The sequence below is a fragment of the Streptomyces boncukensis genome (assembly GCF_011045075.1).
Taxonomy (GTDB): Bacteria; Actinomycetota; Actinomycetes; order Streptomycetales; family Streptomycetaceae; genus Streptomyces; species Streptomyces boncukensis.
Genome location: NZ_JAAKZZ010000205.1, coordinates 1 through 12,121, shown reverse-complemented (window position 1 = coordinate 12,121; position 12,121 = coordinate 1). Strand labels below are relative to the sequence as shown.

The window sequence follows — 12,121 nt, the reverse complement described above, 5'->3', positions numbered from 1 at the left end:
TCAGCGGGCCGGGAGAACACAGGAGTCCATCCGGCGCCCACGCGGCCACCGCGAAACCCATCCACATCAGTCAGTCCAGCAGCCCTTCACGGGGCTGCCCTGGAACCGCCTACTCACGAATTAGGAGTGTTTGCCGGAGACTCTGCTGACATCAGCCTTGACATCAAAACCTCCGGACTCAGGCGGTCCGGCACGGATACCCGGACACGCCCGCGCGTCTGCTGAAGGACGCGCACACCCAGCCGTACGGCGTTCAAGGCGAGCCGGAGGGAGGATGCCTGCGCGGGCTGGTCCGAGCGCGCTCGACTCGCTCGGACCGGCCTGCGCAGTTCGGGACCGCCGCATACGGTACAAAATCGCACCCGGCAAGCACCTCATGGTCGTCGACGAGCACGGCAAGGCGCTCAAGTTCGCCACCAAGGGCGAGGGTCAGCGCGCCGCGAGCGAGGCCGAGAACAAGTACCGGCGCGGCGACTGGCGCGCCCCATCCCTCGGCCAGGAGACCTTCGGTGCGTACGCGAGCCGCTGGTACGCCGCCCAGGACCTGGCCGCCTCGACGATGCAGAACTACAAGCGCCATATCGAAGAGCACCTGCTCCCCGAGTTCGAGGACAAGCCACTCGCCGGCATTCGTACTCGGCGGGACGGCCACCGAGCACGCAGCCCACTGGCGCCGCAACGGCTTCGCCACCCGGCTGTTCACTCCCGCCGCATCCGGCTGGTACCCCAAGAAGACACCCAGGAGGCCCGCCCGAGGCCCGCCCGGCGCCCCCCTCGGCGAGCCGTGGCCCGGCGGCCCGGCACGGGGACGGGGCGCTGCCGCACGAGCAAATGCCTGCTGGCTGCCGGTCGTCAAGGGCCTCGCGCCCCACGGCCTCCGCCACAGCCACCAGACGATGATGGATGAGCTCGGCACCGAGAAGGTCCTCAGGGACGAACGCATGGGCCATTTCGACGATCCCAAGCTGGGGAGCAGGTCGAGGCAACTCTGCTTGGGCAGTGATGCAGGACTGAGGCTGTGACCGCGCACAGCAGTCACGTTTGCTGCTGCGCAAGCTTCGGAGATGTCCTGAGCAGCACCGGACGTAAGGTCACGCACGCTTCATCGGGGAGATCCGACCAAGATCTTCTCCCAGTTTTCTCCCAAACGATCTCCAGAAACGCGTCAGGGGCCCGACCCACAAAGTGGATCAGGCCCCTGACCTGGTGTTTCTTCAGTCGGGGTGGCGGGATTTGAATCCACGACCTCTTCGTCCCGAATGAGGTTCGAGTGGTGATCTTGCCTGCGTGGACGGCGTTCTCGCTGGTCAGAGACATGGTCCCGATGGGGCTCGCGTGGCGTGGAGGGGGTTCGGGGAGCGAGTCGGCTCCCAGTCGGCTCCCAAGATGCTGCTCTGGGGTGGCTGCGGACCGCCGCGTGCTGGGTGCCGTGGGCGCGGTCTCCCGTAGCCTCGACGACGCGCCCAGCCGTTACAGGCCCGCTGGGCAGCAGCAGAGCGGCGGAGGCCGCTGCTGGCGACCTCCGCGATGACCACTATGGCCGTCAGGCCCGCCAAGGCTCCATGCTTAACCGTGAGGAGACCGCGCAGAGCCTCGACCAGAACCGGGAGGCCCTGCACGCTCTCGCCGCCCGCGTACGTCCGCCCCTCGCGGAGCAGCGCAGAGTGCACCGCGAAGGAGCTGCGCCCAGCCCAGGAGGAGAGGCGCAGACATGGGCGGGTTCACCACACTCTGCAGGACGTGATCACGACGAGGTCCGTTGCAACGGCTACCGTGGCGGCGCTCGATCCCGGTGGGTCTCGCAGGCCGGCCCGCCCCTCGGGGAGGACGTCCAAGCCCTCGTCCGGACGGAGCTGCCGTGGTGTGCGGCTCGTCTGCACTCGCGACAGAGCTGGCCGCCGTGATCGCTCGGTCTTTCGTCCGTCTCAGCGCCGCGGGGACAGACTCGCAGGCATGTTCAGGCTCATATCAATTGAGCCAATCTCCCGTGGTCATCTCGCATATCAGTGGTCACGCGCGGCACCATCGCACCGCCTGTAACGACCATCTCCAATCGCTCTCTGGCGCCTGGTATCCCGATTCAGCCAGGCGCAAGAACGCGCATATCTTGGTGGTCAGAGGGCTTGGAAAACGCGTGAGTGCCACACGCCGCCTGGGCACCGAATTACGCTGCGCAAAATGATTGACTGAATTCCGCCTTGCGGCAACAGGATTGACATCCTGCAAATGCGATGTAAGGGACACGTTGAGCGGCTGGCTGGAATTACGGTTCCCCGCTGTTCTGGCCCTCGTGTTGAATTCGATACCGGAAGCCGACGAGGTGAATCCAGAAAGGTGGCTGGCAATAGTGAATCGGGGTATTTCCTTATTCGCCTGCGCTGCATTCACAGTAGCGACGCTCGGTATCGCTCCCGCAGCGGTAGCCCACGTGCCCGATGAGCAAGATTCAGCAAAGCTTCTGGGCTGCGACAACCATGATCACGCCTGGTTAGATTACGGGGAGACGGAGGCAAACGAGGACGCCGGTATCCCCATACGGTCGGGGCCGCACGCCAAGTGCGAGCCCGTCAGCGTAACGAGCAGCCCTACCGCCTTCATCATGGCTTGCTACACATTCAACGAGTCCGGCAACTCGTGGACATATGTGCAGGAGTCGCCATTCGGTGATGAAGGCTGGGTGTACGACGGAAATCTCACTGGGGGCGGCAGTTTCGAGCCATGCCCAGGGACATCGAAACTCAAGGATCAGCCGACCCTTGAGGGCTAGGAGTACCGCAATCTTATGGAATCGGTCGATGGTTGCTGGTGTCGGCCGATTCCATACGCACACAGTGGCCCTGCGATAGTCTGGTTCTGTAAGTGAGTGTCCGGAGAATCGCGAGAAGGTGCCTTCTTGTTACATTCATTGGATGCACCTCCCCGTGCAACGAAAGTCGCAGGGGCGCCTAGCGCCATCTCATGGGCAGCTTGTTCTCCCTTATCGGCTGTACCCGTTTCGGTTAGGCTGGCCCTCGTGTCAGGAAGCCCCCGGAACCCAGACCGCTTCACGTGCAGTGATCAGGCGCTTGCCCGCCTGGCTCTCAGTCAGGAGTTGGTCAGGCTGTCAGATGCCGCGGCCTCCATGGTCCCGGCTGACTCTGATCAAAGTGTCGACCCTGGCGAGAGAGTTCGTGATGCGACACGGCTAGTGGAACAGGTGCAACGAGTGCTCACTGCTGCTGTCCTCTATGAGCGTGAGGCGGGCACCAGCTGGGACACCCTGGGCAGCCGCATGGGGAACGCCACCGGGGAATCAGTCCACGAGCGGTTCATAGCGGAGGTGAAGAACTGGCGGCGTCGGCTGGCTCAGCCGCAACAGGAGGCAGAGCCGGAAGGCTGTGCCGAGGACGGGCGAGCGCCGGATGTAGTGTGCGAGCCCATGCGGGCTGGCGAACTGCTGGACGCATGGGCAGTGGCGCGAGGGCTGGGAGCGGATTCCACAGACGAGCATCCCATTACCGGTCATGTGCCTTCGCCCAGCGCCGCAGACGAACTCCGCGCCCTGGAGGCAGCGATCGAGCATGCTGGAGAAACCCGTTTGGCCAGGGACGTACTTGCCGGGTTACTGGAACGTCAGGCGACCGTTCTGGACGAAATCGCTGTCGAGATCGACGACCCGTCGGCTGCCGCGCGAGCCTCTGACTCCCGCATCCGAGCAGCTGAGATCCGGCAGGACGAGTCCCGCCCCTGAGTGCCGGGCAAGGCTGCCGCTCCCCGAAGTTGGACGAGTCCACGCGTGGGTGCTCCTCCGGCGGATGTGTCAGGGACGGAGCGTGCTGCGGAGGACGGATTCGCTGAGGGCCAGCGAAGCGATGAGATGGTCGTACTGACGTTCGGGGGGCGAGTCGGCTCCCTGGATGAGGCTTGGAGCTGGCTACGGACTGCCGTGTGCTGGGTGCCGTGGGCGGCCCGCCGACGCCGCTCAGCGGTTCAGGGATCGTTCGGCGACGTGGTTGAGGCGTTCGGCGAAGACCTTCTCTGCTTCTGGGGTGATCGTTCGTAGGGCGACCATGCTGGTGAAGATGACGTCGCAGAGTTCAGCTTGGACGTCGTCCCAGGTGTGGCTGTTGCCCTTGCGGGGGTTGGAGCCGGTCACTCCGTGGATGGCCTCGGCGACCTCGCCGGCCTCTTCGCTGATCTTGAGCACGCGCAGCACGCGCGTCATCTCGGGTGAGACGCCGCTTTCCGCGTCGAGCCACTCGACAAGCCGGTCGATGGTCTCCCAGGTGTCGTGCATGGAGCGCTCCGTGTCCTGTCCGGGTCGAGTGAGGGCGCTGCGGTCATGGGGCCGCTGCGTGGTCGTCGGGTCTGGTGCGTGAGGCGACGCTACCGGGATGTGTGGGGAGCGCGGTGGCGATTCGGGCAGCCACCTTCGGTGGGGTGGTGTTGCTGGAGTCCACGGTGAGGACGGGGACGCCCAGGCCGGTGAGGGTCTGCTCGGCCCGTGCGTACAGCTCGACCTCGCGAGTCGGCGCGTCGGGGTGGTGTTCGAAGCGGTGGTGTGCTCCTCGTGCCGCTAGACGCCGGGTGATGGTGGCTGGTGCTGCCGTGAGGAGTACGGCGAGGTCGGGGAGCACGATGTCGGCGTTCAGGGCGAGGAGGAAGGGCTCGGGGACGCCGTCGAGGCGCTGTACCACCAGTGTTGAGCCGAGGTACCGGTCGCACACGACGGTGTCTCCGGCGTCGAGGTGGGGCTGTATCTCGGTGCTGATGTGGTGGTAGCGGTCGGCGGCGACGAGGCAGGCGAGGGCGTGCCCGTGGATGTGGTCGGCGTGGGTCCGGGTGAACTGTCCGAGGGGGCTGGTGGAGGGCTCGGTCGTGGTGTGTACCTGGTGGCCGCGCTCGCGCAGGTGCTCGGCGAGAGCGGCCAGCGTGGTCGATTTCCCTACGCCGCCGGGGCCGTCGAGGGTGATGAAGTGGCCGCGCTGTCGCATCATGCCGCAGCCCGGCGGTGGCTCGTGCGGGCGTGCTGTTCGCGGGTGAGGGTCGCGAGGGTGGCGCGCAGTTCGTGCAGGGGGACGTCGCCGAACTGTATCCCGACGCTGAAGTTGAACTCGTCGCGCTGGCGCATGGATTCGTCGGCGCACTGATCGGTGAGGTCGACGTCACCGTACGAGAGGAGGGTGTCGGGGTCATGGCCGTCGGCGGTGAGTTGCTGCCATATCGGCGTGCCGGGGTAGGGGCGGAACTCGAAGACGGAGGCGCGGAAGCCGCCCGGGTTGCGGTCGGCGAGGTCCCACAGGTGGTGGATGTGGCGGACCGTGGCGTCGAGGTCGTCGTGCCGCTCGCCGGGGTAGCCGAGGATGAAGTAGCCCTTGACGTTGATGCCGCGTTCCAGCAGGCGGTGCGCGACGGTCTCGGTCATCTCGGCCGTGATGCGCTTGTCCATCGCCCGCAGGACGCGGTCGCTGCCGGACTCGATGCCCAGAGCCACCTCGCGCAGCCCGTTGCGGGCGAGGGTGTCGAGCATGGCGTCGTCGGCGCGGGCCAGGACGTTGATGCGGCCGGTCGCGTCCCACACGTAGCGCTCGCCGATCCGGTGGGTGGTGAATGCCTGCATGGCGGGGCGGATGACGCGGGCGGCGCCGAGGAAGAGGTCGTCCACGAAGCGGAAGGCACTCGCTCCGTGGTCGGCGTGGAGAGTCTCCAGCTCGGCGACGATGGTCTCGGGGGCGCGGGTGCGGATCTTGATGTCGGGGTTCGCGGAGACGGCGGCGCCGCAGAAGCCGCAGTCGTAAGGGCAGCCGCGGCTGCCCACGATGTTCGCCTCCACCCGTCCGTCGTCGGCGCGGTAGGGGTCTTGGGTGAGGTACCGGCGGTCGACGAACGGCAGCGCGTCGATGTCGGGGGCGAGGTGCTGCGCGGCGGCGCCGGGGCGGGGGATGCCCGTGGCGTTCGTGCCGAGCAGGCGGTCGCGCCACATGACGCCGGGCAGTTCGGTGCGGCGCCGTTCGTCGTCGAGTAGGGCGGCGACGCGGGTCTCGCCCTCGCCCAGGACTAAGGCGTTCAGGCGGGCCATGCGCGGGTCGGTGAGGATGCGCTGCGGCATGGCCTTCGCCTGGTGCCCGCCCGCCATCAGGAGGATGTCGTCGGCGAGGCCGGCGGCGATGCGGGCGGAGAGCTCGTAGGTGGGAGCGAGCAGGTTCATCCCGACCCAGCGGGGTCGGGCGCTGTTGATGACCTTGATGGCCTGGTCGATGCCGAGGCCGTGTGCCTCGGCATCCAGGACGCCGACGTTGAAGCCTGCCTGTGCGGCGTAGGTGGCGATGTAGGCCATGCCCAGGACGGGCAGGGTGTAGTCGTTCACGCGGGGGCGTTGCGCGTAGTCGCGCAGCGGGGCGTTGACGAACAGCGCGTCGAGGCGGCGGGAGCCGTCAGCTCCCGTGATCAGCGCGGGTGCCGGTGCGGTTGTCGGGTGGTGCAGCGTGCTCGTGCTGGTCTGTTCGGGCATGGCTCCCCCATGTCAGAGCGAACAGGGTCAGGGCATGGAGCTGCGTGCGGTCGTCGTCGGCGAAGCGGCGCCACCGTGCGGCGAAGGTGCGGTCGGTGCCGGGGAAGGGGAACTCGGGCGCTGCGCGCCGCGCCCAGGTGCGTACGGCGAGGTCGCCGTGCGGGTAGATGGAGAAGTCGCCGGTGTAGTCGGCGGCGATGGCCGAGGCGGTCCACGGGCCGATGCGCGGCACCTCGTCGAGAGCCTTCACGAGGTCCTCGGGCGCGAGCTGGGCCCATGCGGCCTGATGCTTGGTGTAGGCGGTGGCTGCGGCGCGGAGTGCCGTGCGGTGGAAGGCGGTACCCGCTTCGGCGAACGCCTCGTCGGGCAGGCCGAGAACCGTCTCCGGGCTGGGGGCCAGTGCGAGTGGGCCGACGGCGGTATCGATCGTGCGGCCGTGGTCGGCGCACCAGCGGCGGTAGAGCTTCCGGGCCTGCTCGGCGCGCACGACCTGGCGGAGGATCGCAGTCGTGATCGCGTCCCACAGCGAGGGATTCGTCAGCCGTTGCACGATACCGAGCGTTGCGAACTGCCGCACCACCGGCGCAGCCTCGCGAGTGTTCGGCAGCTCCTGTGGTGCGGTGCGCGGTGCCGAGGGGGTGGCTGTCCCCTCGGCACCAACAGGCCGCAGGACCAGCCCAGCAGCGGGCTGCCACTCGGCGAGCCATGGCACGCCCTCGTGCGTGACGAGACGTACGGGCTCGCCCGAGGTCCCGGTCAGCCAACCCGGGTGGTCGATGGTCAGAGAGGTCATCACGATCGCGTCTCCTGAGTACGGGTGCGTGTGGCACCCGGAATGGGGGATGCCATCGTTTCCTCTCGGTCCCCAGCGAGGGAGGGGACATGGCGGTTCTCGCGTGAAATGAGCCCTCCGCGCTGCCGTCCCGTACCGTCCTGCCTTTGGGGGTACTGCTTGACGGTGCTGATCGCACCGTCGTCGTCCGCGGCTGGCGGCGATGCCTGCCTGCAGGTACGCCATCACTACGCGGACCTTCCGAGCGCGGGCGACGGCGGCCGGGGAAGGGGGCGGGACGTCGCCGTAGTACTGACCGCATCTGCTGCAGCGGGGGCGTCCCGTCGCCGGTTCCATGCGGATCTCACCACCGCACGCGCACTTCACTCCCGTCATGCAGCGCCCCCTTCCGTGGATTCAGGGAAGGGCTCGGGCTGGGAGACAGTCGGCGTCAGAGCATTCCCCGATGCGGGGTCGGCGTGTTCGGACGCTGCTAGGAAGCCGATGGCGGCGAGAGTGACGCCGGAGCCGACGCCCCAGAGCCAGGCCAGGACACCGTCAGCGGTCAGACGCGTGACCGGCCGCTTCGCGGTCATGCCCGATCGCCTTCTCTCCGGATGGGCTGATGGCGCTGTTTCACCGAGGACATGTGCGCTCGCTCCTTTCGGTCGGCTGGGATCGTGATCTCATGTGCGGCTACGGGTTGCCTGTGTGGGGCTTGGGCCGTGAGTGTCCGTTGACGACGAGCGGCGCGGCGGGCGGGGAGGCGTGGTCCGTTGGGTCGGCCTCGTGGGTGAGGTCGCTGCGCCAGACGAGCTGGGCGTCCTGCGGGCGCTCGCTCTGACTGGGCAGGGAATCCGCGTTGGTGCCGAGCGGGAGTGCGTACACCTCGACCACGGCCAGCAGCATCTGCCGGATCTCCTCCGGCCAGGCGCCGTCGAGCCGCCGCTCATGCAGGTGCGCACGAACGGCATGCGCGACGTCGGCAGGAGGCCCTGGGGGGATGAACGGACCGGTGTGCCAACGCTCCGCCGTGACGGAGAGGACCTCGATCCACCACACGGATGTGCTCACCGGCCCGCCTCCCGTCGGTGGGATGGGCTGGGCGGGCTGGAGTAGGCGAGCATCGTCCCTGCGGTCTTCGCCCACAGCCGCAGCCGGTGTTCGCACGGCCCTTCCGTTCCGGTGTGCAGGAGCTTGTCCGCGAACGCGACGCTGCTGAGGCCCACGTCCCGGCGCCGGGTGCCCTCCGGCAGTCGCTTAGCGGCCGTTCGTGCGGCGGGCAGCAGCCCTTCGATGTCATCGCGCAGACGATCGATGACGCGTACCGCAGGCTCGGGGAGGGGGCTGTGCTGGGCGAGGACCAAGGCGCAGTTGATGTCGTCCAGGACCGTCTGACGTGGCGGCAGAGAAGGAGAGGTGCTCATCTGCCCTCCCTGATTCCGTGCCGGGCCGCGCAGAAGGCGCAGCAGTACAGCTTGAGGCTGGTGCCGGGCGGGCGTACGCGGAACCGCCGGTCGGGGTGGCCGGCGCACCAGACGCACGAGGTGCCCTCCCGCTGCCGCTTCGAGAGCCGCTCGACGCGGACCGCGGGCGGCGTCACCGGGGATCACCCCGATCCCGGCCCCACGCGTCGTCGTGCGGCATGACCGACTCGGCGGCATTCAGCCCGAGATCGTCGGTCGCTTCGGGGTGGGGGCGCAGAGCGGCGAAGGGGGCACCCCACTCCTTGCCGCCGCCCTCCGGGCGCAGGTGGTAGACGAAGGTCGCAGTGTCCTCGGGCAGCGCGATGACGACGCCGACGCTGCCGTCCCTGGTGTCGATCACGAGGTCGCCGCGCCTGGGCGCCCAACCGGATCCGCCGGATGCGGCGTCAGCTATGGCGCGGCGGCGCGCTCGATCCTGCGGAGTCCGGGGCCGGTGTCCTTCCGTCATGCGACTGAAGGTAAGAACCCGGCTACCCTCGATTATGAATCAGACGAATACGTCCTGGTCATCCAGGTGAAATCGGCTCGACATGCCCCTCAACTTCTCGCGCGTAGAGGCCCGTTCGGCGTAGACGATCTGCCGGAGCGTCGCGCGTGCAATGGGGTGGTTGCGTACGAGCTGCGGCGCCAGCCGCTCCGCCTTCAGTAGCTCATCGAGCGCCTTGTCCCGGTTCCCGTTCCACAGCAGCGCACGGGACAGGTCCATGTGATGGTGGCCGGAACGCGAGTGCGGCAGCGCGTCGATCGCGTGCTGGTCCGCCTGGTCGTTCAGCTCCAGCGCCTTGACCTGGTCGCCAGCCTCGACCGCGATGGCGATGCCGTGGATGGTCACGTTCCCGGAGGAGAAGTTCAGCGAGTACCGGTCGAACACCGGCTCCTCCACCTGCTCCAGCCGGGCGGCCATCTCCCGTGCCAGGCCAACGCGGTCCTGTGCCCGCTCGAAGCCGTTGCCCCGCGCTGCCGTGATCGCTGCGCGCAGGTGCAGCATGCCTCCGACGCGCAGGGCCTTGGGGTCGTCGGCGTCGGTGAGCTGCTCGATGCCGGACAGGGCACGGTCGGCGAGCACCATCCCGTCCTCCCAGTCCGCCGTCGTCCAAGTGTCCCATACGCGCATGTAGGTGGCCACCGCCGACATCAGGGGGTCACCGGAACGCTCGGCCGCCCACTGCACGCGCTCCCCCGCCACCGCGACCAGCTCCGCGTGCCCGAGCGCATGCGCGACGCGGTGGGTGTCCTTGCACAGCACTGCGTAGAGCGCGAACGCCTCCTCCTGCTCGTGCCCGGTCGAAACCTCCACCAGGGCACGGACCTCGCGCAGCAGATCGGGCATCTCCTGCAGCGTCGCCGTGTAGGCCGCGGCGTCCCGGAGCCGGTAGAGGCGGCGCATGTCGCTCCACAGCTCGGCCGAGGAGCGCGGGGTACCGGTGAACACCGGGGCCAGGTCGTAGCGGCGCAGTTCCCGCACCGTCGCGGCGGCCGAGACCTGCCACTTGTTACCGCCCGAGACCGCGAGGTACGGGCGGCCGATCAGGTGGTTGGGGTGGCAGTGCAGGACGGACGCGATCTGGTTGATCAGCGCCGCCCGGTCCAGCTCGATCTGTCCTCGCTCCACGCGCGAGAGCCAGCCCTGCGTCTTGCCCAGGGCCGACGCCATATCCGCCTGCGTCATGCCGATCGCGAGACGGCGCCGCCTGATACGGCGACCGATGGCCTCCTGCTCCTCCATCTCGTACGGCATACCGACCTCAACTCCCATGCGTGGATAAGCCGTCCATGGCCAGGTACAGCACGCGTTTGCCGGGGGCGACGGGCATATCGAGGACGGAGTCCTTGAGGCCGATGCGGGCGAGGACGACTTGGTGGGCGAGGGTCGTCTTGCCGACGCCGGGTGGGCCGACGAGCATCAGGCTCTCGCCGGAGGACCAGGCGGTCTGCTCCCGGGTGCCCCAGACGGGGTGGGTGTCGGCGGCCTTGGTGATGAAGTCCCAGCCGTCGGTCAGGTGGCGCGACAGCCGCCCTGCGCCGGAGGCCAGGGCGCGTTCGCGCTCCTCGCGCAGGTCGGTTTCGGCCGCGCCGCGTATCTCGTCCGGGTCCGCGTCCGGTTCTCCCGCGCGTTGGATCAGGCGCAGGCCCGTTGCGCGGCAGCGGCGTAGGGCTGCTTTGTGGCGGACGAGTTCCGCGTAGTACTCGGCTCCGCTGGCGGTGGCGGGCGCTTCGGCGAGCCGGTGCAGGTAGGCGGCACCACCGATGCGGTTGAGGTCCTCGGTGCGGGTGAGGTACTCGCCTAGGGCGATTGGGTCCGTGGGCGCACCGTCGCCGCGCAGGGAGAGGAGGGCTCGCCACACGGTTTCGTGGGCGGGCCGGTAGAAGTCGGCAGCGTCCACGATCGTGCGCACCGCGTCGACCGCCTCCGGGTGGTACATACAGGCGCCGAGGACGGCCTGCTCGGCCTCGGTGTTGTGCGGGGCCTGGGTCATGGCGTCGGGCATCGACGCGGGGTCTGCTGCTGGGGGCAGGGATGGCGCGTTCGGCCGGGGATCGGCCATACTGGGCATCAGCTCCTCTGCTCGCGGGCCATACGGGACGGCAATCCCGGCTCGCGGGTCGATCGCTAGGGATGGCGGTTGAGAGGTTTGCGCTTGAGCCCCCGAGCCCCGACAGCTCGGGGGCTTTTCGCATGTCACGACGGCGCGCAGGCATGCGTCTGTGCGCTGAACCACTACGGTACCAGCGATTTTGCGGTTCGCAGCACTGCTTTGCGAACAGCAGCGTGAATGCTACTGTTGAAGCATTCGCTGCGACAGGCAGCGAATCCCTGCGTACGGAAGGAGTGTGAGTGTGGCGGACGCAGAGCCCGAGAGCGGTGTGCTGCTCGGCGGGGAGGAGAACGTCGCCGTCCGCATCAAGGTGGAACGCGAAGCCCGCGGCTGGAGCACCGGCGTCGTCTCGGAGCGCATGAACGAGGCCGGGTTCGAGATGAACCCCTCGGGGGTGTGGCGGATCGAGAACCGCAAGCGCCGCATCAACCTGGACGAGGCCATCGGCTTCGCCGAGGTCTTCGGCATCGACCTGCGCAACCTCGTCGGCCCCCCGCAGCTCGCCGCCAAGGCCCGCGCCATGGAACTCATCGACGAGGTCGTGGACGCCTTCCGCGCCACCCAGAGAGCCAACCGCGCCCTCACCGAGGCACGCGACGCCCTCGACTCCTACCTCACCGAGCACCCCGACATCCGCGAGGAAGCCGAGGTCATGGTCACCAACGCCATCGCCGAAGCCGCCGAGAAGAACCTGGCGACGACGTACGGCCCCCCGCCCAGCGAATAGGGCGTCGCCGACGCCCCCACGGGGCCGTACGTCGTCGCCAGGTTCTTC

The 12,121-nt window shown here is 68.3% G+C and carries 12 protein-coding genes and 1 pseudogene; 3 read left to right on the top strand and 10 right to left on the bottom strand.

Going from position 1 to position 12,121, the window contains the following annotated elements:
* Nucleotides 1-343: 343 nt before the first annotated feature.
* Nucleotides 344-956 (top strand): annotated as a pseudogene (locus tag G5C65_RS19705) (tyrosine-type recombinase/integrase); the annotation flags it as partial.
* 2,249 nt (nucleotides 957-3,205) lie between these two features.
* Nucleotides 3,206-3,730, top strand: a complete 525-nt coding sequence (locus G5C65_RS19700; protein ID WP_165300200.1) for a hypothetical protein — start codon at nucleotides 3,206-3,208, stop codon at nucleotides 3,728-3,730.
* A gap of 231 nt (nucleotides 3,731-3,961) precedes the next feature.
* Here the strand turns inward: G5C65_RS19700 and G5C65_RS19695 are convergent, their stop codons facing one another.
* From G5C65_RS19695 to G5C65_RS19650, 10 genes are all read right to left on the bottom strand, one after another.
* The gene (locus G5C65_RS19695) at nucleotides 3,962-4,276 is read right to left on the bottom strand and encodes a MazG-like family protein (RefSeq protein WP_165300199.1); all 315 of its coding nucleotides are present in this window, start codon (nucleotides 4,274-4,276) and stop codon (nucleotides 3,962-3,964) included.
* Between the two features lie 43 nt (nucleotides 4,277-4,319).
* Nucleotides 4,320-4,976: a dTMP kinase gene (gene tmk / locus G5C65_RS19690; protein WP_165300198.1), complete on the bottom strand. Its 657-nt coding sequence runs from the start codon at nucleotides 4,974-4,976 to the stop codon at nucleotides 4,320-4,322.
* Complete coding sequence (locus G5C65_RS19685) at nucleotides 4,973-6,490, bottom strand: B12-binding domain-containing radical SAM protein (RefSeq protein WP_165300197.1); 1,518 nt, start codon at nucleotides 6,488-6,490, stop codon at nucleotides 4,973-4,975. The genes tmk and G5C65_RS19685 overlap by 4 nt, the downstream gene beginning before the upstream one ends.
* Entirely contained in the window at nucleotides 6,414-7,283 is an 870-nt protein-coding gene (locus G5C65_RS19680) for a DNA glycosylase family protein (RefSeq protein ID WP_206442015.1), read from the bottom strand. Before G5C65_RS19680 ends, G5C65_RS19685 begins: the two co-directional genes overlap by 77 nt.
* Nucleotides 7,284-7,958: 675 nt before the next feature.
* On the bottom strand, nucleotides 7,959-8,336 hold the full coding sequence (locus G5C65_RS19675; protein ID WP_165300196.1) for a hypothetical protein: 378 nt from the start codon (nucleotides 8,334-8,336) through the stop codon (nucleotides 7,959-7,961).
* Complete coding sequence (locus G5C65_RS19670; protein ID WP_165300195.1) at nucleotides 8,333-8,689, bottom strand: DUF6415 family natural product biosynthesis protein; 357 nt, start codon at nucleotides 8,687-8,689, stop codon at nucleotides 8,333-8,335. Before G5C65_RS19670 ends, G5C65_RS19675 begins: the two co-directional genes overlap by 4 nt.
* Nucleotides 8,686-8,865, bottom strand: coding sequence for a hypothetical protein (locus tag G5C65_RS19665; protein WP_165300194.1), 180 nt, complete (start codon nucleotides 8,863-8,865; stop codon nucleotides 8,686-8,688). Before G5C65_RS19665 ends, G5C65_RS19670 begins: the two co-directional genes overlap by 4 nt.
* Nucleotides 8,862-9,197 carry a hypothetical protein gene (locus G5C65_RS19660; protein ID WP_165300193.1) on the bottom strand — a complete coding sequence of 112 codons (336 nt, stop codon included), beginning with the start codon at nucleotides 9,195-9,197 and terminating at the stop codon, nucleotides 8,862-8,864. The genes G5C65_RS19665 and G5C65_RS19660 overlap by 4 nt, the downstream gene beginning before the upstream one ends.
* Before the next feature lie 39 nt (nucleotides 9,198-9,236).
* Nucleotides 9,237-10,487 (bottom strand): helix-turn-helix domain-containing protein, encoded by a 1,251-nt coding sequence (locus tag G5C65_RS19655; protein WP_165300192.1) that lies wholly within the window; start codon nucleotides 10,485-10,487, stop codon nucleotides 9,237-9,239.
* Between the two features lie 7 nt (nucleotides 10,488-10,494).
* The gene (locus G5C65_RS19650) at nucleotides 10,495-11,238 is read right to left on the bottom strand and encodes a DnaB-like helicase N-terminal domain-containing protein (RefSeq protein ID WP_165300191.1); all 744 of its coding nucleotides are present in this window, start codon (nucleotides 11,236-11,238) and stop codon (nucleotides 10,495-10,497) included.
* Between the two features lie 349 nt (nucleotides 11,239-11,587).
* On the opposite strand from G5C65_RS19650, the gene G5C65_RS19645 reads away from it, so the two are divergent.
* On the top strand, nucleotides 11,588-12,073 hold the full coding sequence (locus G5C65_RS19645; protein WP_165300190.1) for a helix-turn-helix transcriptional regulator: 486 nt from the start codon (nucleotides 11,588-11,590) through the stop codon (nucleotides 12,071-12,073).
* Nucleotides 12,074-12,121: the final 48 nt, after the last annotated feature.